Here is a 25,739-nt window from a genome sequence, read left to right as displayed (position 1 = left end):
GCGTGCGAAGCGAAATCCGGGTTCGGCGGCCTTCGTTCAGCCGAAGCTCGGGTTGCCGTCCGCGCGGAAGCGGCTGCCCAGCCGGTAGCGCGAGGCTGGATGCAGGCAGCGCACCATGGTTACGGGGGTGCTGCGCGACCAGGTGCGCCGCGTCAGCAGCAGGCAGGGGTCGCTGGACGGCATGTCGAGCCGCTCGGCCTGCTCGGGCGTGGGCAGCACGGCGTCGACCACGTGCTCGATCTGGTCGAAGGGCACGTTGCGCACCAGGTACTCGCTGGGCGAGGTGGCAGAGAAGTCCTGCTCGAGGAAGGCGGGCACCATGCGCGGGTTGACGTGGCGGTCTTCCAACTGCACGGGGAGGTTGTTCTCCAGGTGCAGGCACACGGTGTGGAACACCGACTCGCCGGGCCGCAGGTCCAGCCACACGGCCACGTCGGGCGAGGCCGCGATGCGCTCGGCCACGAGGAACTTGCAGCGGTAGTCGTGGCCGCGCGCGCGGATCTCGCTCGCGATGTTGGCGATCTGCAGCAGCGTGGACTGCGGCTTGTCCTCGGCCACGAAGCTGCCCACGCCCGCCACGCGCACGATGCGGCCCTGCTCCATCAGCTCGCGCAGCGCGCGGTTGACCGTCATGCGCGCCACGCCGAACTTCGCCACCAGTTCGCTTTCCGAAGGCAGGCGATGGCCGGCGGGCCAGGAGCCGTCCTGGATCTTGTGGGTGATGAAGGACTTGACCTGCTCATAGAGCGCCAGCGCAGGCTGCGCCGGCGCCGCCGATCTTTGCGCGGTCGTGCTGCTGCGTTGCTTGGCACTGGTGGTCATGTCTTCGTTCTTCAGTGTTCGGCCGCGGCCATGGACTCGGCGCGGATCTCCTCGGTCAGGCGCGCCTTGATCTCCATGAACTCGGGCGAGGTCTTGATGGTGTAGTGGCGCGGATGCGGGAAGTCGACCGCGATCTCGCTCTTGATGCGGCCCGGCCTCGCGCTGAACACCGCGACGCGGTTGGCCATGAAGATGGCTTCGTCGATGTCGTGGGTGACGAAGAGCACGGTCTTCTGCGCCGACTCCCAGATGCCCAGAAGCAGCTCCTGCATCAGCACGCGGGTCTGGTTGTCGAGGGCGCCGAAGGGCTCGTCCAGCAGCAGGATCTTGGGGTCGTTGGCGAGCGCGCGCGCGATCGCGGTGCGCTGCTGCATGCCGCCCGAGAGCTGCTTGGGGTAGTGGCTCTCGAAGCCGCGCAGGCCGACCTTCGCAATGAAGTAGTCGCTGCGCTCCTTCTGCTCGGCCTCGCCCATGCCACGCTCGCGCAGGCCGAAGCGGATGTTCTGCGCGATGGTGAGCCAAGGGAAGAGCGTGTAGCTCTGGAACACCATGCCGCGGTCGGCGCCCGGCCCTTCGATGGGCTGGCCGTCCAGGAGCACGCGGCCCTCGCTCGGGTGGTCCAGCCCGGCCACGATGCGCAGCAGCGTGGACTTGCCGCAGCCGGACGGGCCGAGGACGGTGACGAAGTCGTTCTCGCGCACCTCGAAGTCGATGGGCAGCAGGGCCTGCGTACGCTGGCCGCGGTTGCCGGTGAAGGTGCGGGACACGCCGCGGATCGAAAGCTGGCTTTGCATCACAGGGTGCTCCAGGCGAACAGACGGCGGTTGATGAACTTGAAGACGAAGTCCGAGACCAATCCGATCACGCCGATGACGATGATCCCGAAGATGATCTGGCCGGTGTTGAGCAGCGCCTGGCTGTCGGTGATCATGTGGCCGATGCCCGATGAGGAGCCGATCAGCTCGGCCACGATCACGTAGGTCCAGGCCCAGCCCAGCACCAGCCGCAGGGTCTCGGCGATGCCCGGCGCGGCGCCCGGGATCAGCACGCGCGCCACGATGCCGCGGCTGTTGGCGCCCAGCGTGTAGGCCGCCTCCACCAGGTCACGCCGCGCGCTGCCCACGGTGACGGCCACCATCAGCGTGATCTGGAACACCGAGCCGATGAAGATCACCAGCAGCTTCTGCGCCTCGCCGATGCCGGCCCACAGGATGAGCAGCGGGATGAAGGCCGAGGCCGGCAGGTAGCGGCAGAAGGAGACGAAGGGTTCGAAGAAGGCCTCGATGGGCTTGTAGGCGCCCATCGCGATGCCCAGCGGCACCGCGACGATCGCCGCGAGCACGAAGCCGCCGACCACGCGCCACACCGTCATGCCGATGTCGTGGATGAAGTTGAATTCGGTAAAGAGGCCGTAGCCCTCCTTCACCATCGTCACCGGGCTCGCGAGGAAGGTCGGCGGCACGAAGCCGCCGAGCGTGAAGGCGGCCCAGACCGCGAAGAACAGGACGAAGAAGCCCAGGCCCAGCATCCAACGCGCACGGGGGCTGACAGGCTCGAGCGGCGCCATGCCGCGGCGCTGTCGGGGCGCTGCCGTGGCCGGGATGGCGGCGGGTGCTGCAGGCGCAGCGGCGGAGACGGCGGTGGTCGCTTGCATGGCAGTGGCCCGGGCAGGTTCGTGCGCGGCGCTCTTACTTGATGAAGCTCGCGTCGAAGGTCGCCGAGAGGTCCTCGGGCGCCTTGCGGATCACGCCGGCCTCCAGCAGGATCGGGACCGAGTCCTTCATGAACTGGGTGAGCTCGCCCGCGAAGAACTTCTGGTTGGCCGCCCTGTCCTGCCAGCGCAGGTAGGCCGAAGATTTGGCGAACTGCTCGCCGCTCTGCTTGACCGCCGAGCCCATCAGCTCGTTGGCCTTGGCCGGATCGCTCTTGATCATCTCGAGCGCCTCGAAGTAGGAATTGGTCAGGGCCTGCGCGGCCTTGGCGTTGGCCTTCAGCCAGGTGGGCGCGCAGCCCACGGTGTCCATCACCATCGGGTAGTCCAGCGTGGTGGCGAGGATCTTGCCGGCCTGCGGGTTGGCACGCACGGTGGAGAGGTAGGGCTCGTAGGTCATGGCGGCGTCGTTCTGGCCGGCGACGAAGGCCTGGGCGGCAGGCTGCGGCTCGAGCGAGACGGTCTTCACGTCCTTGAGCGTCATGCCGTTCTTGCTCAGCATCCAGGCCAGGCCGAAGAAGGGGGCGGTGCCGGGCGCGCTCACGCCGATGGTCTTGCCCTTGAGGTCGGCGAAGGACTTGACGTCGTTGCGCACCACGATGCCGTCTGCACCGTAGGACTTGTCCATCTGGAAGATCTGCACGATGGGCACGCCGTTGGCGTTCCAGGCCACGTGCGTCTCGACGGTGGTGGCCGCGCACTGGATGGCGCCGGAGGCCAGGGCCAGGTGGCGGTCCTTCTGCGGGATCATCTTGATCTCCACGTCGAGGCCGTTCTTCTTGAAAATGCCGGCCTTGTCGGCCAGCGAGAGCGGCGCGAAGCCGGTCCAGCCGGACATTCCGAGGGCGATCTTGCTTTCCTGGGCGTGGGCGCCTGCCATGCCTGCGGCGCAGAGGGCGGCTGCGAGCAGCGAGGCGGTTTTGGCGAGGGGGTTGGTCATCTGAGGTACTCCTGTTGCGTTCGTAAAAGCCTGGCTCGCCCGGCGTGACATACGCGGCAAGCAGGGATGTTGCCGGCCCGCGATGCACCTGTATATACAGGCAAACCCCAAACAGGCACATCTTCATGACGTCGCGCGCTCAGTTCAGGTGCATTAGGGCTCGTCGGGCACCCTGCGCAGGCGCCGGCAGGGACATGCAAAGCAAGGCGCGTGCCGCACATGCAACAGCGCTTTGCCATCGGCCCTGCCGCTCGGCGGCTATGCGCCCCCGAGGCGCTGGGCTCTCATCCCCGTATCAACGGGATCACGGCGCCCTGGTCCCTATGAGCGAAGCCTTCCAACTCTTTGACAAGAACGTCCATCTCTCTCTCCATGGCGCGCTTCTTTTGCTCGGTCTCCCGCTTGACGAGGCCGTCGAACTTTTCACGAGCCGCATGGCGCTGTTTTGAATAGTCCGCGAAGCCTTGCAGCATTTTCAAGTACGGGGTCTCGGGAAGGTTCCGCGCCTGCGCCTTTGCCAAGAAAGCCCCGACGGCAGTGTCGAAAGCCTGCAAGCCTGCCTGAGGGTCGGGATAGATCCTGGCCAGTTCCTCGTGAATTGCGGGATACAGGTCGGCCGAGTACGAGCGCAGGGGCGTCGAGTCATCCCCCATGTAGATGGGCGGCGCCGCCGTCTCCCACGCCGTATCAAAATGTCCGAGAAAGTGGGACACATGGGGCAGGGCCTCCTGCTGAAGCTCGCCTTCCATTCGCAGCTTCATGTCCAGCCGGGGTGCGATTCTCGACTTGATGTAGTCCAGTTGCACATTCGCCGGCTTGGCCGAGGCCGCCTTGCAGATGGCAAGCAGCCTGACCGCGTCGATGCCCACGGCGTGCAGGAGCTGAATGAAGGGGGACTTGGAGTCGTAGCTGCCCTCCTTCAGGATCAAGTCCTGCACCCGAAGCGCCAGCGCGTGAAGTGCGAGGTACTCGTTGTTGGGGGCGTGGAACTCCATCTCACGGCGGCCGGCGAAGTGCTCCTCTCCAGGCAGGTACTCGCCTTCCTGGAACTTCACGTGCAGACCAGAACCCTTCGGGTGCGTCCCCGCCAGCTTCTGCTCCAGTTCCTCGCGGGGCATTTCGAATGCCAGGGCACGCGCGGCCCGCTGCCGCCATTTGGACTTGTGCTCGATCCGGTGTTGCTCATAGCTGCGCTGGGCTGATGCGCCTGCCCATATGAGCCCAGGCAGGGTAGCCACTCCCGCCACCGGACCGAGCAACGGTGCGGCGAGAACACCGCCCAGGACCAGAGCTCCAGCTGCTCCCAGTGCCGTCATCCCGCCAAAGGTCCCACCCGCAGTGCTGATGTGAGTTCCGGCGAAGACGTCCCCCCGTTCCGCCTGCTGAATCAACTGGCCCTGCCATCCGCCCAGGCCCTGCACGATGCCGGACAGGAGTGCGTAGTCGGGATGCCCCGCATGGGTCTCCAGGACGTTCCCCATGGCCACCTTGCGCTGCTCGGCCTGCTGCCTCCGGTCCGCCAGGCTCCTGCGTTCCAGCCGCCCTTTGTGAACTTCGACGGCTGCACCAGCAGCGGCCATCGGCGCCAAGACGACGGCGCCAGGGCCCGCCATCGCAACCGTGGGCGCGGCCAGGCCGGTGACCGCCGTGGCTGCCAATGCGGAGGCAGCCACGGGTTGAACACCCGCCTGATTGGCGGCGCCCACCTGGGCCGCAGCCATGTCTGCGCGTTCCCGCCGGGTCGGAGCGAACAGCTTTTGGCCGGCTTCGTCGAAGTCCAGGAAGAGGTCCGCCTCCTCGGGGGTGGCTCTTTCGAGGTGTTGGTAGTAGCGGGCGGCATCATGAACACAGTGCAGCAGGCTCGCCTTTGCCTTGTCCCGCTCGCTCATGAGCGACGAGACAACGGCCGTTGCGGCGACTGCACCTGCCGCCGCCACCACCGGCGCGACGAGGCCCAGCGTGTTGCCTACCACGCCCGCACCGGCCGCAACGGCTGGCTGGTCCAGCCCCCCGCTAGTGACGCCAACAATGCGGTTGGCGTACGCGAATCCGGTATACGCGGCCCCGGCGTTATCTAGCAGCAGCGTCTTGTTGCCGGTCAGCAGTCCTTCCGTGCCCTTGGCGCTCAAGTAGTTGCTACCGGTGGTGCGAGGTGCGTCGGCCAATTGGCGCACACGCTCGCCTGTGCGATTGAGCGTCGTCTGTACCAATGCTCCTGTTTCAGTCTGCCAGTCCGCGAAGCGCTGAACTCTGGTCTTCTTGGTTCTGACCAGTTCGAGCTCCACTCCAGACTTGCCGCCAGGACCGACGAAGATCTTCTCTCTTTTCTCGTAGCGCTTGCTGCTGGCTTTTTTCTCCGCGCGCTGCTTTGCCAAGTCGTAGTGCCGAGAAAACGTTGCCTCGCCGTTTGCTCTTTGCTCCTTCAACGTCTCCGGGTCGATTCCGAAGGAAACAGCCTGCCTGGCCTCCCGCGGCTGCGCGGCGTCGTCCTCGGGCACCGGCTGGAACAGGTCGGACGCCTTGAGTTCGTCAACGTGATCGAGAAAGCCGGCTTCATCGGCGTTCCTGCGGGCCGGGAGGCGCGCGGCCGGCCTGTCGAAAAAGGCAGCCGACTGTTTGACAAGCTTGACGCGTCGGGGCGTCACTTCTCCGGCCAGGCTCTTCGAGTTGGCGCGAGGGCTGTCGATGTGAAGCTGGAGACTGGTTTGGAGGCCGCCGGGTTTCATAGGAAAGGTCCTTTCATTCAGCAAATGTTCCGCTTGAGGGCAAAGCTCCGCCGTCGGAGCGCACATGACTGAGCACTTGCCGAATGACAGACTTCCATTTGTCGAGCAGCGGTATCAACTGCTCGTCGAGCACCAAGGCGAGCCCGATGTTTTCTTCGCGCAGGATCTTCAGGGGCAGGTGGTACGCCACGACCGCGTGCCCGCTCTCGGGATGAATGCTGAAGATCGGCAAGTACAGGCCGTTGTTGGCCGAATTGAATTCCAGCAGCAGAGCGAACAGCGCTGTCCTGTCTTCTTCCGCCTCCAGGTCCCCGAGGTCCATGAGCAGGCGAATCTCTTTTCTCTCATCCAGGTACTCGATGCCGATGAGCGTGTCGTCCAGTTGCAGAACACCTTGGTCCAACAACTCGCCTGCTTCTTCGAAGCCGATCTCTTTGCAGAAATCCCCTATCAGCTCGACGTAGTCTTCCCTGCTCACACGAGTCCCCTTGCTTTTCAAACCAACGAGCCAGGAAGAGGCAGGGCGGCGGCACCGGAAGAATCCCCATCGAGCGCCTCCCGCAACCTGAGCTTCCAATCGTCCAGCAAAGAGGGCAGCCGCTCAGTGAGCACGAATGCGAGATCGACGTCTTCCTCCAGCAATGCCGGCAAAGGGATGTGGTAGGCCACCACGGGGCGATGGCTCTCGGGGCGCATGCTGAAGGTGGGCAAATAGAAGCTGGTGTTGCCCAGGTTCAGCTTCAGCAGCAGTTCGAGCATCGCGCTCCCGTCGACGCATTCCTCGACCTCGTCGAGGTCTGCAAGCAGGCGGATCTCATCGCGCTCCTCGAGGTACTCGATGGCGATCAGGGTGTCGTTCACCTGAAGCAAGCCGCGACCCAGGAACTCGCCGGCGTCGCCGAGCTCCTGCTCCTCGCAAAGATCCTGAACCAGCTCGACATAGTCTTCCCGACTCATGGGCCGTCTCCTCATCAGATCGAACAAAGGAAATCCACTTGGCTAGTTGGTAACAATGGTGTCCTTGGTACTCCGCCAGAAGCCTGACTTTTTGTGACGGCAGCTGAAGCGACAATCAGCTTTCGGCGCCCAATGCGGTGCCGGTCAGTCCTCCCCCGAAAATCTTCACGCCATCGGTGCCACGCCCGTGTCCGTCTTGCCGTCCCCATCATCCGATCGCGAGTTGTCGCAGATTCTTCGCGACATCTTCGGCTACACCGAATTCCGCGGCCATCAACAAGCCATCATCGAAAATGTCACCGCCGGAGGCGACGCGCTGGTGCTGATGCCTACTGGCGGCGGCAAGTCGCTGTGCTATCAGATTCCCGCGATCGCGCGGCAGCGCGCGGGCCGTGGCGTGACGGTGGTGGTGTCGCCGTTGATCGCGCTGATGCATGACCAGGTGGGCGCCCTGCATGAGGCCGGCGTCAATGCGGCCTTTCTCAATTCCACACTCGACTGGGAAGAGACGCAGGACGTGGAGCGCCGCATGCTGCGCGGCGAAATCACCTTGCTCTACGCGGCACCCGAACGCGTGACGACGCCACGCTTTCTTTCGCAGCTCGACGGGTTGCACGAGCGCGGCAAGCTGTCGCTGTTCGCGATCGACGAGGCGCACTGCGTGAGCCAGTGGGGGCACGACTTCCGGCCCGAGTACCGCGCGCTGACGGTGCTGCACGAGCGCTATGCCGGCGTGCCGCGCATCGCGCTCACCGCCACCGCGGACGCGCTGACGCGCGCCGACATCGTGGAGCGGCTGCAGCTCGAGGAGGCACGCCAGTTCGTCTCGAGCTTCGACCGGCCGAACATCCGCTACACGATCGTCGAGAAGAAGGATCCCACCACGCAGCTCTTGCGCTTCATCGAACGCGAGCACGAGGGCGACGCGGGCGTGGTGTACTGCCAATCGCGCAAACGCGTCGAGGACACGGCCCAGACCCTGCGCGACGCCGGGGTCGAGGCCCTGCCCTACCACGCCGGCCTCGATGCCGCGGTGCGCCAGAAGCATCAGGATCGTTTCCTGCGCGACGAGGGCATCGTGATGGTGGCGACCATCGCCTTCGGCATGGGGATCGACAAGCCGGACGTGCGCTTCGTGGCCCACCTGGACATGCCGAAGAACATCGAGGGCTACTACCAGGAGACGGGCCGCGCGGGCCGCGACGGCGCGCCGGCCGACGCCTGGATGACCTACGGTCTGCAGGATGTGGTGAACCAGCGCCGCATGATCGACGAGAGCCCTGCCGGCGAGGAGTTCAAGCAGGTGATGCGCGACAAGCTCGACGCCCTGCTTTCGCTGGCCGAGGCCAGCGATTGCCGGCGGGTGCGCCTCTTGAACTACTTCGGCGAGCACAGCAGGGCCTGCGGCAACTGCGACAACTGCCTGAATCCGCCTCAGGTGTGGGACGGCACGGACGCGGCGCGCAAGCTGCTCTCGACCATCTATCGCGTGCAGCAGCAGAGCGGCATCAGCTTCGGCGCAGGCCACATCATGGACATCCTGCGCGGCAAGACGACGGAGAAGGTCACGCAGTTCGGCCATGCGCGGCTCAGCACCTTCGGCCTGGGCGCCGAGTTCAGCGAAGCGCAATTGCGCGGCGTGATGCGGCAGCTGATCGCCACCGGCGCGCTGTCGGTCGATGCGCAGGCCTACAACACGCTGCAGCTCACCGAAGGCTCGCGCGCGGTGCTCAAGGGCGAGCTGCCGGTGCTGTTGCGCGAGTCGGTGTCGTCACCCGCCGAGCGCAAGAAGTCACGGCGCAACAAGCCGGCGCGCGGCGCACCCTCGCCCGCCGCAGCCACGCTGGACACGGCGGGCCAGGCACGCTTCGCCGCGCTCAAGGCCTGGCGCGCCGAGGTGGCGCGCGAGCACAACCTGCCGGCCTACGTGATCTTCCATGACGCGACGCTGGCAGCCATTGCCGAGCGCGCGCCGGCCACGCTCGAGGACCTGCAAGGGCTGAGCGGAATCGGGAGCAAGAAGCTGGAGGCGTACGGGACCGACGTGCTGCGAGTCTGCGCGGCGTTCTGATCCGGCGGCGTCGGGCTCATCGCGTACGGCCGTCACCACAGGAACGGATCCACACACTTCCCGGGGGGCGGGCGTCCAGATATCAAATCAAGGGCGCCTCAGCCATTTGTTGCTCCATGCGGGCGAGCGTGCAAGATAGGGCGTGCGGCTTGCCTCGGCCTTGCGAAGAGCGGTGTTCGCCTTGCCGAGCGGAGGCGCAGGGCACGTGCCGTTCTCGATCAGGCTGAATGCTGCCGCCAGTCGCGCTTCGCTCTCGTCGCCGAGCGAGTGCCCGAAATCGTCCGGCACCACGCAGGTCGGTGCGATGCCGTCGCCGTAGTCGCCGAAGCCTTGATGGTTGACACCCTGGAATTGGATGGCGTAGTAGGTGGTGCCGCAGTTGTCCTGCGGGGTGAATCCATAGGGCTTGCCGCAGGTGGCGCCGCCGACCACGTTCACCGCCACGCCAATGCCGCGCAGCCCGTTGATGACCGATTCGCTGGCCGAACACGTGTCCGGCCCCGTCAGCACGGTGACGCTCGAGGGCTGCAGCTGCGGCAGGGTCGCCCCCGGCATCGCGGAGAACCCGAGCGTCTGGTCGTGGAATGGCATCTTCAGCTGGTCAGGCGTCAACTGGAACGGGTTCTTGTTGTTGTACTGAAGCTGCTCGAAGGTCTTGCTCGTGGTTGCCCCAGGTGGGCTGAGCATGAATGCCAATTGGCTCGCGATGTCGAGATAGCCGCCACCGTTGTAGCGCATGTCGATCACCATGTCGGTCGTTCCGATACTGCGAAACAGGCCGATCGCATAGGCAAGGCCATACTCGGCCGTTGCGATGTGGCTGTTGAAGACCATGTAGCCGATGCGCCGCTGCCCCCTGTCGTAGTAGTACGCATCTCGCAGCGGCACCGGATCGCTCGTGATCGAAGCGGATGTCAAGCTGACGGTGCGCTCGGTGCCATTGATGGCGCGCAGCTTGAAACTGTGCGTCTCGCCTTCCAGCTGCGGCGCGAGCCCGGCATTGAGCGCTGCCACATCGGCCCCGTTCTCGACGTCGACGCCGTCGATCTCGATCAACCGGTCGCCGCGATGCACCTCGGCCGTTTCGGCAGGCGAGCCCGGCTCGATGAACGCGACACGCACATCGCGCGGCGGGGCGGCGCTGAGAAACGCCAGGTTCATGCCGTAGCCCGCCTCGACGCCGTTCTGTGAAAGGGCCTGGGCCTGGGCCGTGTCGGCCGTGAAGTGGAATCGATCCTTGGCGCGGCCGGACGCCGTGAGCTTCGGCGTCCGCAAGACATCGAAGTAGGTGACGGGCGTGGCGTAGTCCTTCGCCAGCAGGTTGGTGGGCACTTCGTCGTACCACAGATAGGTCTCGTCGATCCATGCGCGCACCCAGTTCTTTTCGAGGGTCAGGGTGCCTGGCAAATCGGCAAACGCAGCACCGGTTGAAGGATCGATGCCGGTGCGCGGCGCGGCGCACTGAGCGGCTACGTCGGAGGACTTGACGATCTCTTCCCGAATGTCCGGCGCGAAGGGCACTGGAGGGACGCTCGGCGTCTCCGGCGTGGGCGAAGGAGGGTTGGCGGGCGAAGGAGGGTTGGCGGGCGACAGCGGTGCTGCGGGATCCAGCGGCGTCGCATGCGGCGGGGGCACCGCCGAGTCCTCGGGTGGCGGCGGCACTGGCGCTGGATCGGAAGTGCCCTGTGCGGAGGGTGCCGTGGCGACAGGCAGCAAGACAGGCCCACCACCGCCGCCACCACCACCGCCACCACCACCGCCGCATGCCGCCAGCGCGACGATCCATGCAAGGCCGAGCGCGCATCGCGCGAACTTCTTTTCGTGAACTCTCCCCATGCTTCCTCCGATGAGACATTGCTGTCGCTTTGCAGTGGGGGATGCTAGGAACACTCCGGTCCAAGAAGTTCTCGCAACGACATTTCTTCAGAATGCGGAGGGGGGTCCACGATCCATCGGAGCACCTGCGATCAGTTGGGCAGGTCTTCAACAAGGAGAAGGCAGGGGCATCGCCGCCATTGACGGGCCGCGACACTGCACAGCCGTGAGCGCCGCTTCAGGGCTGCGTCGCGCGCGGCGTGGCGACCAGCCGGTTTTCACGGACCGGCGATCGCATCAGGTAAGGCGTGCCCTGCGCCTCCGCCTTGCGCAGCGCCACCTCCGCCTTGCTCGAACCCGGCGCCGGGCACGCCCCGCTGCTGCGCAAAGTCAACGCCGCTGCGAGCCGCGCCTCGGCGGGATCGCCCAACGCGTGATCGAAGTCGTCGGCCACGGCGCAGGTGGGCGCAAAGCCGTCGCCGTAGTCGCCGAAGCCCTGGTTGTTGACGCCCTGGAACTGGATCGCGAAATAGGTGGTGCCGCAGTTGTCCTGCGGCAGGAAGCCATAGGGCTTGCCGCAGGTGCCGCCGCCGATCAGGTGGACCGCGACGCCGACGCCGCGCAGGCTGTTGATCACCGATTCGCTGGCGGAGCAGGTGTCGGGGCCCGCGAGCACGGTGACGCGCGACAGGCCCAGGCGCGGCAGCGCCTGCCCGGCCGGCGTGGAGAAGCCGCGCGAAGTTGCGTGGAAGGGCACGGTAGCCTGCGCGGGCGCCAGGCGAAACGGGTTCTTGCTGTTGAAGACCAGGCGCTCGAACACGGCGCCGGTGGTCGCGCCCGCCGAGCTGACCATGGAGGCCAGCTCGCTCGCGACATCGAGCAGGCCGCCGCCGTTGTAGCGCATGTCGATCACCAGGTCGACGATGCCTGCAGCCTGCAGTTGGTTCACGGCCGCGATCAAGGCGGCCTCCGCCGTTGCCAGATGGTCGTTGAATTGCACATAGCCTACCGGCCCGCTCGCGGTGGCGATGGTCTTCACGTTCTGCACCGGAAGACGGGTGACGCGCGCCGCGGCCAGCGCGAGCGAACGCTCGGTGCCGTCGGGGGCGCGCAGCCTGAAGCTGTGGGTCTCCCCTTCGCGGGCGGGTACAAGGCCTGCGTTGAGCGTGGCCGTGTCGCTGCCGTTGGCGACATCGACGCCATCGATTTCCACGACGCGCGTCCCTCGCACGATGCCCGCCTGCGCAGCAGGCGAGCCGGGCTCGGTGTAGGCCACGCGCACATCACGCGGCGGCGATGCGCTCAGGAAGGCCAACTCCAGACCGTAGCTCACATCCACGCCGCCCTGCGACAGCGCTCGATAGGCGGCCGTGCCCTGCGTGAAGTGGAAGCGGTCCTTGGCTCGGCCGGAAGGGGTGAGCCGAGGGGTCTTGAGCACGTTGAACCAGGCGATCGGCGTGGCGTAGTCCTTTTGCGCCAGCGTGGTCGGCACTTCGTCGAACCAGAGGTAGGTTTCGTCGATCCAGCCGCGCACCCAGCGCTTCTCGTCGACGGTGGTGCCGCTGCGGTCGGGGAAGGCGGCACCGGTGTCCGGGTCGATGCCGGTGCGCGGCGCGGCGCACAGGCCCGCGACGCTGGCGGAAGCAAGGATGGCGTCGTCCTCGGCCGCCGGCTCGGCCGGGCGCTGTGGTGCCGTGGCCAGAGGCAGGAAGGCGCCGCCGCCTCCGCCACCGCCCCCGCAGGCCGTCAACGCCACGGCGGCCGCGCACACGACGATCAGTGCAGCCCGCCGCTGCATTCGAAGCTCCATGAAGAAACCTCCCTCGCGCGCCGGCACGGCGCGACCGTCGCAGTCTAGTGAACGAAGCCCATGCCGCGCGATTCGCGCACCTCCGGCTTGATGCGGTGTTCGGCCTCGAGCTGGTCCAGGAACTCGTCGGCCGAGAACGCGACCCCGAGGATATCGGTCTGCCGCTTGACGGCCGCGAAATCGCCGGGACACAGCTGCTGCAGCCTGGCCAAGCGCTGTTGTCGCTCGCTCGTCAGGCCGTCAGCATCGCCGCCCAGCGCCTCGGTCAGGAACATGCGCTCGCGCTGCACCGGCGTCAGCGGCATGAACTTGATCTTGAAGGTGAAGCGCCGCAGCGCCGCCTGGTCGAGGCGGTCGAGCAGGTTGGTGGTGCAGACGAAGATGCCGTCGAAGCGCTCCATGCCTTGCAGCATCTCGTTGACCTCGGTGACCTCGTAGGTGCGCTGTGCGCCGCGGCGGTCCTGCAGGAAGCTGTCGGCCTCGTCGAGCAGGAGGATCGCCTCTTCGGCCTCGGCCTCCTTGAACATCGCGGCCATGTTCTGCTCGGTCTCGCCGACGTACTTGCTCATCAGGTCGCTCGCCTGCTTGATGATCAGCGGCCGCCCGATGGCACGTGCCATGTGCTCGGCCAGCGCCGTTTTGCCGGTGCCGGGCGCGCCGTAGAAGCAAAGGGTGCCGTGGCCGCGCACCTTGAGTGCCTCGACGATGCGCGGGATCTCGAAGCGGCTCTCGACGTTGAGCATGTCGAGGTCGTAGGTGGTCACGCTGCGGCGCGCGCCCAGGCCGCCCTGCGTGCCGAGTGCCAGGTCGGCATTGCGCAGCTGGCGTTCGATCAGGCTCTCGATGGAAGTCCCCTCCGACGCGGCCAGCCCCGCGAAGCGCACCGCCGTGCGGATCTGGGCCGGCGTGAGGCCCTTGCGGGCGGCCAGTTTCGCGGCAAAGGCATCGGACACGGCCACGCCCTCGAGCGTCTTGCGTACCAGTTGCTCGCGCGCGCCAGGCGGCGGCGACTTGAGCTCGAGGTGGTAGGCGAAGCGGCGCCGGAAGGCGGGGTCGATCTGCTCGATGCGGTTGGTCACCCAGATCGTGGGCACGGCGTTCGATTCGAGGATCTGGTTGACCCAGGCCTTGCCGCTCACGCTGCCGCTGGCGGATGCGGGAATCTGCTCGGCGCGCGCCATGAGCTGGGCCGCCTCGGTGCTGATCGGCGGGAACACGTCCTCGACCTCGTCGAAGAGCAGCGCCGCCTGCGCGCTCCCCTTGAGGAAGACCTGCGCGATCTGCAGCGAGCGGTAGCGGTCGCGGCCCGAAAGCGAGTTGCCGTCGCGGTCGGCGTACTCGACCTCGAACAGCTCCAGGCCCGCGGCCTGCGCCACGACCTTCGCGAGCTCGGTCTTGCCGGTGCCGGGCGGGCCGTAGAGCAGCACGTTCACGCCCGGCTCCTTGCGTGCCACCGCGGCGCAGAGCAGGGTGATGAGCATCTGCGCGTCCTCCTGCACGAAGCTGAAGTCCTGCACGACGAGCGCACTCTTGGCAGAGGGCCGCGTGAACACGGCCATCAGCTCGTTGTGGTCGCGATATTCGCGCATCAGCACCGGTGGCAGCTTCTCGCTGACCTTCATGAGGTCGGCCAGGTCGGTGATGTTGTGCTCGGAGATCAGGTTCTCGACCAAACCGATTCGCTCCAGCCGCGAGCCGGCGCGCAGCGCCTCGCCCACGTCGCTGGCATCGACGCCGGCCACCTCGGCGATGGCGGCATAGGCCTCCGGCGCATTGTTGACCTTGAATTCGACGAGCAGGGAGCGCAGGTCACGCTGGTAGCGCGCGAGCGTGCCGTAGAGCAGGAGTGCGCGCTCGGCCTTGTTGAGCTGCAGCAGGCCTGCGAGCGCGTCGATGTTCTTCTCGACCAGGGTCGACTGCTTGCGCAGCGCATGGGTGAGCCAGTCGCGCGTGGCCGAGAGCACCGAGAGCAAATCCTTCGGCTGGTCCTTGGCGTACTCGTCGAGATAGAAGAAGAGCGTGCCTTCCTCGTAGGGGCCGCGCCACACGCCATGACGCTCCAGCAGCGTGCGGCCATCGAAGTGCTCGACGCCTTTCCAGACTTCGTTGCCGGCGCAGCGCCGGCCCAGGAATTCGCGCAGGCGCTGCAGCACGGCCAGCGGCCAGACCAGGTGGCGCCCGGTCAGCGAGAGCAGGCCATTGAGGTCGCGCCGCACGTTGAAGCGCGGGCCCTGCTTGGCCGCGAGGGTGAGGACGAAGTGCGAGCACATGAGCTCGAGCACCGGCGCCTCCTTGAGTCCGGGCGACGGCAATGCATGACCGCGGGAAGCCGCAGCCACGACATCGGCACCGGAACGCTTGACCATCGAGCAACCTCCAGCTAGGAAACCAGAATCGGAAACTGATCGCGACCATAGCGCAGAGTTTTGGCTTCGGGAAGACTCGGGCACCGTAAAAACCCGGATGTTGCGATTCCGTCCACAATGCCGCCCATGCTTGGGATCGACGACATCGAATGCGCCGCCGAGCGCCTGCGGGGGCAGGTGCTCGATACGCCGTGCGTGGAATCACGGACGCTTTCCGAGATCGTCGGGGCGCAGGTCTTCCTCAAGTTCGAGAACCTGCAGTTCACTTCCTCCTTCAAGGAGCGCGGTGCCTGCAACAAGCTGGTCGACCTCTCGGAGAACGGCGTTCGGGGCGTGATCGCGATGTCGGCCGGCAATCATGCCCAGGGGGTGGCCTACCATGCCCAGCGTCTGGGCATGCGGGCCCTGATCGTGATGCCGCGCTTCACGCCAGGCGTGAAGATCGAGCGCACCCGCGGCTTCGGCGCCGAGGTGGTGCTGCATGGCGACACGCTGGAAGCGGCCAGCGCCCATGCGCTGGCGCTCGCGCAGCAGAAAGGGCTGGCCTTCGTGCATCCCTATGACGACGAGGCGATCATCGCCGGCCAGGGCACGGTGGCACTCGAGATGCTGGCCGCGGTGCCGCAGCTCGATGCGCTGGTGGTTTCGGTGGGCGGCGGCGGCCTGATCGCCGGCATGGCGCTCGCTGCCCGGGCGCGCAAGCCCGGGATCGACATCGTGGGCGTACAGACCCGGCGCTTCCCGGCCATGGTCAATGCCGTTCAGGGCACGCATCATCCTTCAGGGCAGAGCACCATCGCCGAGGGCATCGCCGTCGGCACGCCGGGCGTGCTGACGCAGGCCATCATCGGCGCGCAAGTCAACGACCTGCTCCTGGTCGACGAGGGCGACATCGAGCAGGCGGTGCTGATGCTGCTCGAGATCGAGAAGACGCTGGTCGAGGGCGCGGGCGCGGCCGGGCTGGCGGCGCTGATCCGGCATCCCGAGCGCTTCAAGGGCAAGCGGGTCGGGCTGGTGCTCTCGGGCGGGAACATCGACCCGCTGTTGCTGGCGGCGATCATCGAGCGCGGAATGGTGCGCGCCGGCCGGCTGGCGCGCGTGCGCGTCAGCGCACGCGACGTACCGGGCTCGTTGGCCCAGATCACGGCCACTGTGGCGGAAGCGGGCGCTAACGTCGACGAGGTGCATCACCAGCGTGCCTTCACCATGCTGGCGGCGCAGAACGTGGACATCGAACTGGTGCTGCAGACCCGCGGGCGCGCGCATCTGACGGCGGTGCTCGAGGCCCTGCGCAAGGCCGGCTTCGAAGCGGACGAGCAGCGCTGAGGGGCTGGCAAGCCCCTAGACTGCGGCGCGCGGGTCCGTCGGTAAAATGGCCTCAGTTTGCGTACCTGAGGAATAACCATGTCCAATCCCACTCCTGTCGATCCGGCCAAGGCCGCCGCTGTCGAGGCCGACGCGGTCGAGTCGATCGTCCATCTCATGCCCCTGGTGCTGCCCGTGGCGGGCGGGGTGCTGATGCTCCTGCTGGCCTCCATAGCCGTCTACTTGGCCTGACATCCGGCTGCGGCAGGGGCGGACACCCCGCCGGCTGCCGCCGTTCGAGGATTGCGAGCCCCGTCTCGGGGTGCGATCCCCCTCCCGAGGCTGAAACGTTTTTTCCAACGGACCTCGACGGCCCGGCGCCCGAGCCCCGTTCGAAAAGACGATTTTTCAACTTAGGAGCCTCTATGAACGCACCATTGAAGGGCCTTGCCGTACAGGCACCCTCATACGTCAAGAACGCGAAGCTGGTCGCCTGGGTCGCGGACATGGCCGCGCTGTGCAAGCCCGAAGCCATCCACTGGTGCGATGGCAGCCAGGAGGAATACGAACGCCTGTGCCAGTTGCTGGTGGACGCCGGCACCTTCAAGAAGCTGAACCCCGCGAAGCGGCCCAACTCCTTCCTCGCGAGCTCCGACCCGAGCGACGTGGCCCGTGTCGAGGACCGCACTTTCATCTGCTCCGAGAAAAAGGAAGACGCCGGCCCCACCAACAACTGGATGGCGCCGGCCGAGATGCGCACCACGCTGCAGCCCCTTTTCGACGGCTGCATGAAGGGCCGCACGATGTACGTCGTGCCCTTCAGCATGGGCCCGCTGGGCTCGCCGATCGCGCACATCGGCATCGAGCTGTCCGACAGCCCGTACGTGGCGGTCAACATGAAGATCATGACCCGCATGGGCAAGGCCGTGTACGACGTGCTGGGCGCCGAGGGCGAGTTTGTGCCTTGCGTTCACACCGTGGGCGCGCCGCTGCAGCCTGGCGAGAAGGACGTGGCCTGGCCTTGCAACAAGACCAAGTACATCGTCCACTACCCTGAGACGCGCGAGATCTGGAGCTACGGCTCGGGCTACGGCGGCAATGCGCTGCTGGGCAAGAAGTGCTTCGCCCTGCGCATCGCCTCGAACATGGGCCGCGACGAAGGCTGGCTGGCAGAGCACATGCTGATCCTCGGCGTCACCAACCCCGAGGGCAAGAAATACCACGTGGCTGCGGCCTTCCCCAGTGCCTGCGGCAAGACCAACTTCGCGATGCTGATCCCGCCGGCCGGCTTCGAGGGATGGAAGGTCACGACGATCGGCGACGACATCGCCTGGATCAAGCCCGGCGCCGACGGCAAGCTGCGCGCCATCAACCCGGAAGCCGGCTACTTCGGCGTTGCGCCCGGGACCAACATCCAGACCAATCCGAACTGCATGGCCAGCCTGGACCGCGACGTGATCTTCACCAACGTGGCGCTGACCGACGACGGCGACGTCTGGTGGGAAGGCATGGGCGAGCCTCCGGCCCACGCGATCGACTGGCAGGGCAAGGACTGGACGCCCGCCATCGCGAAGGAGACCGGCGCCAAGGCCTCCCATCCGAACGCGCGCTTCACGGTCGCCGCGTCCAACAATCCGGCGCTCGACGAGGCCTGGGACGATCCCAAGGGCGTGGCCATCGACGCCTTCATCTTCGGTGGCCGCCGCTCGACCACGGTGCCGCTGGTGACCGAGGCGCGCAACTGGGTCGAGGGCGTCTACATGGCCGCGACCATGGGTTCCGAGACCACTGCGGCCGCCGGCGGCCAGCAGGGCGTGGTGCGGCGCGATCCGTTCGCGATGCTGCCCTTCGCCGGCTACAACATGAGCGACTATTTCCAGCACTGGCTGGACCTGGGCGAGAAACTCGACGCCGCGGGCGCGCGTCTGCCCCGGATCTACACCACCAACTGGTTCCGCAAGGGCGCCGACGGCAAGTTCGTCTGGCCGGGGTATGGCGAGAACATGCGCGTGCTGAAGTGGATGATCGATCGCATCGAGGGCAAGGGCGAAGGCACCGAGCACGTGTTCGGCGTCAGCCCGCGTTACGAAGACCTCAACTGGTCCGGCCTGGACTTCAGCGCCGAGCAGTTCGACACGGTCACCCACATCGACAAGGCCGCCTGGCAGGCCGAGCTGAAGCTGCATGCGGAGCTGTTCCAGCAGCTGGCGCATCATTTGCCGAAGGAACTGCCGGCCACCAAGGCCGCGATCGAGCAGCGGCTTGCTGCCTGACGAGGCCCCCAAAAGAAAAAAGCCGCCCTCGGGCGGCTTTTTTTATCGGTGCGGCGGAATCAGTAGTGCTGGCCCAGGTTCACGCGGCGCAGCGCGGAGTACAGGGTCGGCACGTCGGCCGAGTCTGCCTCCTGGCGCGTGCTGATTGCCTGCAGGTCGCGAAGAATGCGCGGGTCCTGCTTGGCATAGGCCAGGAACTGCTCGTCGGCGCGGGCCGCGGCGCGGCGGCGGGCCGCCGCGCGAACCGCGGTTACAGCGCGAACGGCCAGACCGCGCGCGGTGCCTGCGAAAAGTCCGATCGCGGCGAAGGCCACGCCCCACAGGACAAGCCAGGCGACCAGCAAGCCGCCGTCGTTCCAGGTCGAGATGAGCGAATCGGCGACGACAAGCAGCGAGGCGACGATGGCCGCCAGCAGCAGAGCCGCCAAGCCGCGGGCGCCGTCGAAGCGGCGGCGGGCAGCGCGAATGTGGTCAATGACGGCTTCCGCGCGGGCAACGCCCGGGTGAGTGGCCGGTTGTTCAACGTGTACAAAGCTGGTCATGGTGAGGTCCCTCCTAGGAACGGTACTGAAGTCGATGCAGTGATATTAGTGGTTTCCCTAATGCTTTTCCACTTTAGCTTCATGATGTCTATCATTCACGATGATGATGGATGTCAACTTTCGCACACTGGACCTGAACCTCCTGCGCGTCTTCGACGAGGTGATGGCGGAGCGCAATCTCACACGCGCCGCGCGCAATCTCTCGATCACGCAGCCGGCCGTGAGCAATGCGCTGCGCCGCCTGCGCGAAACGCTGGGCGACGAACTGGTGCGCCGTTCAGGGCCGGGGGTCGAACCCACCCCGCGCGCGCTGGCGTTGTGGCCGACCGTGCGCGGTGCGTTGCGGCAACTGCAGCACACGCTCGCGCCGGGTGAATTCGACGCCGCCATCGCCGACGACACCTTCGTGCTCGCCATGGCCGATGCCACTGCGGCGGAGCTGATTCCCGGACTGGTCAAGATCGTCGAGGAAGAGGCGCCCGCCATCTCGCTGCGGGTCCTGCCCCTGACCACCCGCGATCCCCGGCGCCTGCTCGAGAGCGAGGAGGTGGACATGGCCATCGGCTACTTCCCGGCCGTGATCGCCAACCTGGCGGCGCGCGGCCAGTCCGACGCCGCCCTGCTGCCTTTCGACACCCAGCGGCTCTATGTGGGCGAATACGTCTGCGTGATGCGGCGCGGCCATCCGCTGGCGAAGCAGCCGCTGACGCTCGACGCGTTCTGCGCCGCGCGGCACCTGCTGGTGAGCTTCTCGGGCCGGCCCTACGGCTTCATCGACCAGACGCTCGGTGCGCTGGGGCGGGAGCGACGCATCGTGGTCACCGTGAACCAGTTCTTCACGGCCGGGCGGGTGGTCGCCAATTCGGACCTGCTGACCGTGCTGCCCCGCCATTTCGTCAAGGTGACCGGGATCGACGAGCAGTTGGTGCTGCAGGAACTGCCTTTTCAGCAGCCGCTGGTGCATGTCGACGCCATCTGGCATCGCCGGGCGCAGCACGGGCACGCTCATGGCTGGTTGCGGCAGGCGCTGCTGCGCTCGGCGAAGGCTGCCTTTGCCGGCGCGCCGGGTGGACCGGCCTAGCGAACGACGCTGAGCCAGGCGCTTGCGGCAGCGCGCAATTCCCGGGCGTCATGGGCGTCCAGGCCGGCGCGGGAGTCGGCGCTTTCCATCAGGGCAGCGGCCGGGCTCGAAGCCTCGAGTGGATTGGAGCGAAACAGGCGTGCCACTTGGGCAACAAGGCTGAACATGGTGTGTGCGGGGCGCAAGGCCGCCGCTGAAGTGGTGATGAAACAAGATTAAGGGTTTTCCCCAATATTTCCAGAGGGCTCTCATGCGCTTTATGCATGGGGCGATTCGCCTAGACTTTCGGGATGAAGCTTCAGCTGCTCTCGGATCTGCATCTGGAAGTGCATCCCCAGCTCCGGATTGCGCCGGCACCCGGCGCCGATCTGCTGGTCCTGGCCGGCGATATCGGCTCCTACCAATCGGGCTCGCGCTTGCTCGAACCCGACTTCGGTCTCACCCGCTTTTCACCGCGTCACGGCTGGCCGACGCCGGTGCTCTATGTGCCCGGCAACCACGAATACGACGTCGCCGATTTCGACCTGACCCACGAGCGCCTGCGCGCGTTGTGCGAAGCCCTGGAGATCCAGTGGCTGGAGCGCGAAACCCGCGTGATCGACGGCATCCGCTTCATCGGCACCACCCTGTGGGCCGATTTCGATGCGCTGGTCGAGCACGGCGACAGCATGAGCGAAGCCCTGAAGAAGCGCGGCAAAGCCATGCGCGCCGCCAACTTCTACTTGGAGAAAGCAGGGACGATGCGCGCCGGCGAAATCTTTCTCGCCGAGGCGTTGAGAGAGCACTCACTGACGTGCCAGGCGTGGCTGCGTCAGGCGCTGGCCCAGGACTTCGAAGGTCCGACCGTGGCCGTCACGCACTTCGCGCCGACGCTGGCCAGTGCCGATCCGCGCTACGGACTGAGCCCGGGCACCGCGGGTTTCTGCAACTCGCTCGACGAGTTGCTGCCCCGCGCCGACCTGTGGCTGCACGGGCACCTGCATTGCGCCTTCGACTATGTGAAGGACGGTTGCCGGGTGGTGGCGAACCCGCTGGGGTACATGACCAAGGGCGAGCAGGAGGGTTTCAGGCCCGACCTGCTCATCGAGGTCCCGCCGAAGCGGCCGGATCGCATCGCCTAAAGCAGGATCAGGCCGGCTTCACGCCGGCGCGACCGGCTTCGACGGCGAAGCGCGCCTGGGAGTGAAAGCGCGCGTCGGCGACCGCGGGATGCGCGGTCGCGCGGAACTCGCAGTGCATCGCCTTCGGCGTGGCCTCGATCAAGGCATAGCCGCGCTCGTCGCCGCGCGCATGCACCACGTCGGGGTTGTCGCGCCGCAGCCATTCCATGGACGTCAGGCTGGCGCCACGCGAGCTGATCGAGCCGCCCACGAACTCGCTGGCGACCACCGGCGACGCCGCATCGTTGGGCACCACGCGCAGGTCGGCCGCCACGAATCGATGCACGTCGCCGCCCAGCACCACCACGTCGCGTATGCCGCCCTCGCCGATGCCCTGCAGCAGCTGGCGACGCGCCTCGGGATAGCCGTCCCAGCCGTCGGTCCAGAACTGGCGGCCCCGCGGCGCCTCGAGGCTGGTGGGGCTCATCTGGGTGGACTGGCCCAGCAGCTTCCACTGCCGTCCCGATGCCCCCAGGCCCTTGGCCAGCCACTGCGCCTGATCGGCACCGAGCATGGTGCGCGACGGGTCCGCCAGCGCCTCGCAGCCGATCACCAGGCGGCCCCAGTCCCGCGCCGGGTCCGGGCAAGCGTGGTGACTGCGGTACTGCCGCGTGTCGAGTGTCCAGAGCTCGGCCAGCCGGCCCCAGGCAAAGCGGTCGTGGATGCGCATCGCGGCCCCTTGCGGCGGCAGCAGCAGCGGCATGTGCTCGAAGTAGGCACGGTAGGCGGCCGCGCGACGCTGCAGGAACAGCGCGGGCTCGGTATACGCCGGGTCGCGATCGTTCGCGTAGTCGTTGACCACCTCGTGATCGTCCCAGGTCAGGATCCACGGGTGAGCCGCATGCGCGGCTTGCAGGTCGGCATCGCGCTTGTAGAGCGCATGACGCGCACGGTAGGCCTCGAGCGTGAGCGGGATGGGCGCGCCATGCCGGCGCGGCGCCGGGCCCTGGCTGCTGCCCTCATAGATGTAATCACCGGCGAACAGTACGAAGTCGAGCTCGCGCGTTGCGATCTCGCGATGGGCTGCGTAGTAGCCATGCTCGTAGTTCTGGCAGGAGGCGAGCGCAAATTGCAGCCGCGGCACCGCCGCATCCGCGGCAGGCGCCGTGCGCGTGCGGCCGACCGGGCTCTGCGCATCGCCGCAGCTGAAGCGGTACCAGTACTCGCGCTGCGGCGCCAGGCCCTGCGCATGCACGTGGACGCTGAAGGCGTGCGCGGCCTCGGCCTGCACCGCGCCCTCCGCGACCGGGCGCCTGAGCTCGGCGTCGCCGAAGATCTCGTAGCGCACGGCGCAGCGCTGCAGGGCGTCGAAACCCGGCTCGTCCTCGGCCGCCAGCCGGGTCCAGAGCACGACGCTGTCCGGCCGCGGCTGGCCGCTGGCGACACCGAGCGTGAAGGGATTCGAACGCCAGCGCGGCGCCGGCTGCGCGCGCGTGGGCCGCACCGCCGCCCAGCCGCACAGGGCGAGCCACAGTGCGGCGCGGTTCAGATCTCGACGGTGAAGGTTCATGGCTTTTCTACAGGACGGGCGACGCGGCATCGCCGCCTATGATCGCGCGCATCTTCGAAGCATCAGCAAGGGATACGCGTGCTCAACGGCTTGTGGCTCGGCTTTTTTCTGGCGGCAGCGCTGGCGGCATTCTCGCGCTGGCTGATCGACGGTGATGCGGCGGTGTTCGCTGCCCTGGTCGAAAGCCTGTTCGGCATGGCCAAGCTCTCCGTCGAAGTGATGGTTCTGCTGTTCGGCACGCTCACGCTGTGGCTGGGCTTCCTGCGCATCGCCGAGGCGGCAGGCCTGGTCGCCGGGCTTGCGCGGCTGCTGGGGCCGCTGTTCCGGCGACTGATGCCCGACGTGCCTGCGGGTCATCCGGCGCTGGGGCTGATCACCATGAACTTCGCGGCCAATGCGCTGGGGCTGGACAACGCGGCCACGCCCATCGGGCTGAAGGCGATGCGCGAGCTGCAGAGCCTCAATCCGAGCGCGACCACGGCCAGCAATGCGCAGATCCTGTTCCTGGTGCTCAACGCCTCTTCTCTCACGCTGCTGCCGGTCACCATCTTCATGTATCGCGCGCAGCAGGGCGCGGCCGACCCGACGCTGGTGTTCCTGCCGATCCTGCTCGCTACCAGCTGCTCGACGCTGTTGGGCCTGCTCTCGGTGGCCTTCATGCAGCGGCTCAGGTTGTGGGACCCGGTGGTGCTCGCCTACCTGGTGCCGGGCGCGCTGCTGCTCGCCGGCTTCATCGCACTGCTGGCCACGCTCTCCGCCGCGGCACTCGCCTCGCTCTCCTCGCTGCTTGGCAACCTCACGCTGTTCGGGATCGTGCTCGTCTTCCTGCTGGCCGGCGCGCTGCGGCGCGTGAGGGTCTACGAGTGCTTCGTCGAGGGCGCCAAGGAAGGCTTCGACGTGGCGAAGAACCTGCTGCCCTACCTGGTGGCGATGCTGTGCGCGGTGGGCGTGCTGCGAGCCTCGGGCGCGCTGGACCTGGTGCTGTCGGGCATCCGCTGGGCGGTCGGCCTGACGGGCTGGGACACGCGCTTCATCGACGCGCTGCCCACCGCGCTGGTCAAGCCCTTCTCCGGCAGCGCCGCGCGCGCGATGCTGATCGAGACCATGCAGAGCCACGGTGTCGACAGCTTCGCCGCGAAGCTCGCGGCCACCATCCAGGGCAGTACCGAAACCACTTTCTACGTGCTGGCCGTCTACTTCGGCGCGGTCGGCATTCAGCGGGCACGGCATGCCGTGGGTTGCGCGCTGCTGGCCGAGCTCGCCGGCGTGCTGGGCGCGATCGGCGTGGGCTACTGGTTCTTCGGCTGAACCCGCGCCACGGCGCCCGCCGAAGCGATCGGCCAGAATAGCCCCTCACTTCGCAGCTCCCCCGTGACCGCTCCCGCCCAGGCGAAACCGCCCTCCTTCACGACCGACGAATTCCGCGCAGCCCTGGGCATGTTCGCGACCGGCGTGACCATCGTCACTGCGCGCGCTGCCAACGGGCGGCTGGTCGGCCTCACCGCCAACTCCTTCAACTCCGTGTCATTGGCCCCCCCGCTGGTGCTGTGGAGCCTGGCGCGCAGCGCGGCCTCGATGGCCGCGCTCAGCACCGGCTCGCACTACGCGATCAACATCCTGGCCTCCAACCAGAAGGACCTGGCCGAGCGTTTCGCCACCAAGGACGTGGACCGCTGGGCCGATGTCGCCTTCACCGAGGGCCTCGGCGGGGCGCCGGTGCTGGCGGGCGTGGCCGCGAGCTTCGAATGCTTCAACCGCAGCCGCTACAACGAGGGCGACCACGTGATCTTCGTCGGCGAGGTCGAGCGCTGCACGCACAGCGCCGGTGCCTCGCCGCTGCTGTTCCACGGCGGGCGCTTCTACACAGAGCACCCCCTCTAGGGCTCAGCGCCGGAGGCTGAGCTTGTAGCGGAAGGTGTCGGCCCGGTAGACCGCGGTCTCCACATGCACCGGGCCGCCGCCGGCCAGGTGCAGCAGCCGCTCCACCTGCAACACCGGCGCGCCGGGCTTGAGCTGCAGCAGCTTCGCCTCCTGCGGCTTGGCCAGGCCGGCACCGATCTCGAGCTGGGCCTCGCCGATCTCGACGCCGCCCTCGTGCTCGAACACCTCGATCAGGTCGCGCTGCGAGAAATCGACGCGCGCCAGCCGCTCGCCCAGGAAGCGCGGCAGCCAGGAACTGTTGACCGAGAGCGGCTCGCGGTCGAGGTAGCGCAGCGTCTGCAGGTGGTACACCGTCTCGCCGGCCGGCAGCTGCAGCTGGCGCGCCACCATGGCAGGCGCCTTCACCTCCCGCCATACGAGCCGCTTGCTGCTGACCGCGTGCTGTTCCAGCGCGAGCGCCTCGTTCAACCCCTGGAGCCGGTTGAGGCTCTGGGACGCCTTCGAATGGGACACGAAGGCACCTTTCCCGTGCAGTTTGACGATCAGGCCCTCGGCCTGCAGCGCGCCCAGCGCCTGCCGCACGGTGATGCGGCTCACGCCGTGCGCAGCCGTGAGCTCGGATTCGGAAGGCAGCTTGGCCCCCGGTTCCAGCTCGCCGTCGAGGATGCGCGCGCGCAGTGCATCGCGCAGCTGCGCGTGCAAGGACTGGGGAAGCTCAGACATCGATGGCCTTGCTGCCGACGCTGGCATGCGACTTGCGTCGCTTGTC

The 25,739-nt window shown here is 67.1% G+C and carries 21 protein-coding genes; 8 read left to right on the top strand and 13 right to left on the bottom strand.

Annotation, left to right across the window (positions count from 1 at the left end):
- Window positions 1-36: 36 nt before the first annotated feature.
- From hutC to E5P3_RS01545, 7 genes are all read right to left on the bottom strand, one after another.
- Window positions 37-822: a histidine utilization repressor gene (hutC, locus tag E5P3_RS01575; protein ID WP_162584389.1), complete on the bottom strand. Its 786-nt coding sequence runs from the start codon at window positions 820-822 to the stop codon at window positions 37-39.
- Between the two features lie 11 nt (window positions 823-833).
- The gene (locus tag E5P3_RS01570; protein WP_162584388.1) at window positions 834-1,616 is read right to left on the bottom strand and encodes an ABC transporter ATP-binding protein; all 783 of its coding nucleotides are present in this window, start codon (window positions 1,614-1,616) and stop codon (window positions 834-836) included.
- The gene (locus tag E5P3_RS01565) at window positions 1,616-2,476 is read right to left on the bottom strand and encodes an ABC transporter permease (protein ID WP_162584387.1); all 861 of its coding nucleotides are present in this window, start codon (window positions 2,474-2,476) and stop codon (window positions 1,616-1,618) included. The genes E5P3_RS01570 and E5P3_RS01565 overlap by 1 nt, the downstream gene beginning before the upstream one ends.
- A 34-nt stretch (window positions 2,477-2,510) precedes the next feature.
- Complete coding sequence (locus tag E5P3_RS01560; RefSeq protein ID WP_162584386.1) at window positions 2,511-3,473, bottom strand: ABC transporter substrate-binding protein; 963 nt, start codon at window positions 3,471-3,473, stop codon at window positions 2,511-2,513.
- A 284-nt stretch (window positions 3,474-3,757) separates the two neighbouring features.
- Window positions 3,758-6,199 carry a hypothetical protein gene (locus tag E5P3_RS01555; RefSeq protein ID WP_162584385.1) on the bottom strand — a complete coding sequence of 814 codons (2,442 nt, stop codon included), beginning with the start codon at window positions 6,197-6,199 and terminating at the stop codon, window positions 3,758-3,760.
- A gap of 13 nt (window positions 6,200-6,212) precedes the next feature.
- Window positions 6,213-6,677 carry a CesT family type III secretion system chaperone gene (locus tag E5P3_RS01550; protein WP_162584384.1) on the bottom strand — a complete coding sequence of 155 codons (465 nt, stop codon included), beginning with the start codon at window positions 6,675-6,677 and terminating at the stop codon, window positions 6,213-6,215.
- A gap of 17 nt (window positions 6,678-6,694) precedes the next feature.
- On the bottom strand, window positions 6,695-7,156 hold the full coding sequence (locus E5P3_RS01545; protein ID WP_162584383.1) for a hypothetical protein: 462 nt from the start codon (window positions 7,154-7,156) through the stop codon (window positions 6,695-6,697).
- Between the two features lie 223 nt (window positions 7,157-7,379).
- Here E5P3_RS01545 and recQ point away from each other — a divergent pair, with 223 nt between their 5' ends.
- Window positions 7,380-9,227: a DNA helicase RecQ gene (gene recQ / locus E5P3_RS01540; protein ID WP_162584382.1), complete on the top strand. Its 1,848-nt coding sequence runs from the start codon at window positions 7,380-7,382 to the stop codon at window positions 9,225-9,227.
- An 87-nt stretch (window positions 9,228-9,314) separates the two neighbouring features.
- Here the strand turns inward: recQ and E5P3_RS01535 are convergent, their stop codons facing one another.
- The 3 genes from E5P3_RS01535 to E5P3_RS01525 form a co-directional block, all read right to left on the bottom strand.
- Window positions 9,315-11,063 carry a S41 family peptidase gene (locus E5P3_RS01535; protein ID WP_232072946.1) on the bottom strand — a complete coding sequence of 583 codons (1,749 nt, stop codon included), beginning with the start codon at window positions 11,061-11,063 and terminating at the stop codon, window positions 9,315-9,317.
- Window positions 11,064-11,280: 217 nt separating this feature from the next.
- Window positions 11,281-12,852 (bottom strand): S41 family peptidase, encoded by a 1,572-nt coding sequence (locus E5P3_RS01530; RefSeq protein WP_197893928.1) that lies wholly within the window; start codon window positions 12,850-12,852, stop codon window positions 11,281-11,283.
- A gap of 44 nt (window positions 12,853-12,896) precedes the next feature.
- Window positions 12,897-15,218: an ATP-binding protein gene (locus E5P3_RS01525; protein WP_162584381.1), complete on the bottom strand. Its 2,322-nt coding sequence runs from the start codon at window positions 15,216-15,218 to the stop codon at window positions 12,897-12,899.
- Window positions 15,219-15,344: 126 nt separating this feature from the next.
- On the opposite strand from E5P3_RS01525, the gene E5P3_RS01520 reads away from it, so the two are divergent.
- The 3 genes from E5P3_RS01520 (at window position 15,345) to E5P3_RS01510 (ending at window position 18,796) form a co-directional block, all read left to right on the top strand.
- Window positions 15,345-16,544 carry a threonine ammonia-lyase gene (locus E5P3_RS01520; protein WP_174263021.1) on the top strand — a complete coding sequence of 400 codons (1,200 nt, stop codon included), beginning with the start codon at window positions 15,345-15,347 and terminating at the stop codon, window positions 16,542-16,544.
- 78 nt (window positions 16,545-16,622) lie between these two features.
- Complete coding sequence (locus E5P3_RS01515) at window positions 16,623-16,775, top strand: hypothetical protein (protein ID WP_174262778.1); 153 nt, start codon at window positions 16,623-16,625, stop codon at window positions 16,773-16,775.
- Between the two features lie 173 nt (window positions 16,776-16,948).
- Window positions 16,949-18,796, top strand: coding sequence for a phosphoenolpyruvate carboxykinase (GTP) (locus E5P3_RS01510; protein ID WP_162584379.1), 1,848 nt, complete (start codon window positions 16,949-16,951; stop codon window positions 18,794-18,796).
- A 59-nt stretch (window positions 18,797-18,855) separates the two neighbouring features.
- On the opposite strand, the gene E5P3_RS01505 is transcribed toward E5P3_RS01510, so the two are convergent.
- Window positions 18,856-19,338, bottom strand: coding sequence for a hypothetical protein (locus tag E5P3_RS01505; protein ID WP_162584378.1), 483 nt, complete (start codon window positions 19,336-19,338; stop codon window positions 18,856-18,858).
- Between the two features lie 106 nt (window positions 19,339-19,444).
- Between E5P3_RS01505 and E5P3_RS01500 the strand changes: the two genes are divergently transcribed.
- Window positions 19,445-20,419, top strand: coding sequence for a LysR family transcriptional regulator (locus E5P3_RS01500; protein WP_162584377.1), 975 nt, complete (start codon window positions 19,445-19,447; stop codon window positions 20,417-20,419).
- A 290-nt stretch (window positions 20,420-20,709) separates the two neighbouring features.
- A complete protein-coding gene (locus E5P3_RS01495) occupies window positions 20,710-21,540 on the top strand; it encodes a metallophosphoesterase (RefSeq protein WP_162584376.1) in 831 nt (276 codons plus the stop codon).
- Between the two features lie 7 nt (window positions 21,541-21,547).
- Here the strand turns inward: E5P3_RS01495 and E5P3_RS01490 are convergent, their stop codons facing one another.
- A complete protein-coding gene (locus E5P3_RS01490; protein WP_162584375.1) occupies window positions 21,548-23,089 on the bottom strand; it encodes an alkaline phosphatase D family protein in 1,542 nt (513 codons plus the stop codon).
- A 78-nt stretch (window positions 23,090-23,167) separates the two neighbouring features.
- On the opposite strand from E5P3_RS01490, the gene E5P3_RS01485 reads away from it, so the two are divergent.
- Window positions 23,168-24,397, top strand: a complete 1,230-nt coding sequence (locus tag E5P3_RS01485) for a nucleoside recognition domain-containing protein (protein WP_162584374.1) — start codon at window positions 23,168-23,170, stop codon at window positions 24,395-24,397.
- Window positions 24,398-24,526: 129 nt separating this feature from the next.
- Entirely contained in the window at window positions 24,527-24,970 is a 444-nt protein-coding gene (locus E5P3_RS01480) for a flavin reductase family protein (protein ID WP_443083274.1), read from the top strand.
- 3 nt (window positions 24,971-24,973) lie between these two features.
- On the opposite strand, the gene E5P3_RS01475 is transcribed toward E5P3_RS01480, so the two are convergent.
- Window positions 24,974-25,693: a GntR family transcriptional regulator gene (locus E5P3_RS01475; RefSeq protein ID WP_162584372.1), complete on the bottom strand. Its 720-nt coding sequence runs from the start codon at window positions 25,691-25,693 to the stop codon at window positions 24,974-24,976.
- Window positions 25,694-25,739: the final 46 nt, after the last annotated feature.

Origin of the sequence: Variovorax sp. RA8 (assembly GCF_901827175.1) — a bacterium.
Classification (GTDB): domain Bacteria; phylum Pseudomonadota; class Gammaproteobacteria; order Burkholderiales; family Burkholderiaceae_C; genus Variovorax.
The sequence above is the reverse complement of the archived record's forward strand: the minus strand, read 5'-3'. Positions and strand labels throughout refer to the sequence as shown.

Bases quoted from the DNA above. Each gene is read 5' to 3' on its own strand.
- hutC (WP_162584389.1), bottom strand. From the start codon at position 822: ATGACCACCAGTGCCAAGCAACGCAGCAGCACGACCGCGCAAAGATCG.
- E5P3_RS01570 (WP_162584388.1), bottom strand. From the start codon at position 1,616: ATGCAAAGCCAGCTTTCGATCCGCGGCGTGTCCCGCACCTTCACCGGC.
- E5P3_RS01565 (WP_162584387.1), bottom strand. From the start codon at position 2,476: ATGCAAGCGACCACCGCCGTCTCCGCCGCTGCGCCTGCAGCACCCGCC.
- E5P3_RS01560 (WP_162584386.1), bottom strand. From the start codon at position 3,473: ATGACCAACCCCCTCGCCAAAACCGCCTCGCTGCTCGCAGCCGCCCTC.
- E5P3_RS01555 (WP_162584385.1), bottom strand. From the start codon at position 6,199: ATGAAACCCGGCGGCCTCCAAACCAGTCTCCAGCTTCACATCGACAGC.
- E5P3_RS01545 (WP_162584383.1), bottom strand. From the start codon at position 7,156: ATGAGTCGGGAAGACTATGTCGAGCTGGTTCAGGATCTTTGCGAGGAG.
- E5P3_RS01535 (WP_232072946.1), bottom strand. From the start codon at position 11,063: ATGGGGAGAGTTCACGAAAAGAAGTTCGCGCGATGCGCGCTCGGCCTT.
- E5P3_RS01530 (WP_197893928.1), bottom strand. From the start codon at position 12,852: ATGGAGCTTCGAATGCAGCGGCGGGCTGCACTGATCGTCGTGTGCGCG.
- E5P3_RS01525 (WP_162584381.1), bottom strand. From the start codon at position 15,218: ATGGTCAAGCGTTCCGGTGCCGATGTCGTGGCTGCGGCTTCCCGCGGT.
- E5P3_RS01520 (WP_174263021.1), top strand. From the start codon at position 15,345: ATGCTTGGGATCGACGACATCGAATGCGCCGCCGAGCGCCTGCGGGGG.
- E5P3_RS01515 (WP_174262778.1), top strand. From the start codon at position 16,623: ATGTCCAATCCCACTCCTGTCGATCCGGCCAAGGCCGCCGCTGTCGAG.
- E5P3_RS01510 (WP_162584379.1), top strand. From the start codon at position 16,949: ATGAACGCACCATTGAAGGGCCTTGCCGTACAGGCACCCTCATACGTC.
- E5P3_RS01505 (WP_162584378.1), bottom strand. From the start codon at position 19,338: ATGACCAGCTTTGTACACGTTGAACAACCGGCCACTCACCCGGGCGTT.
- E5P3_RS01500 (WP_162584377.1), top strand. From the start codon at position 19,445: ATGGATGTCAACTTTCGCACACTGGACCTGAACCTCCTGCGCGTCTTC.
- E5P3_RS01495 (WP_162584376.1), top strand. From the start codon at position 20,710: ATGAAGCTTCAGCTGCTCTCGGATCTGCATCTGGAAGTGCATCCCCAG.
- E5P3_RS01490 (WP_162584375.1), bottom strand. From the start codon at position 23,089: ATGAACCTTCACCGTCGAGATCTGAACCGCGCCGCACTGTGGCTCGCC.
- E5P3_RS01480 (WP_443083274.1), top strand. From the start codon at position 24,527: ATGTTCGCGACCGGCGTGACCATCGTCACTGCGCGCGCTGCCAACGGG.
- E5P3_RS01475 (WP_162584372.1), bottom strand. From the start codon at position 25,693: ATGTCTGAGCTTCCCCAGTCCTTGCACGCGCAGCTGCGCGATGCACTG.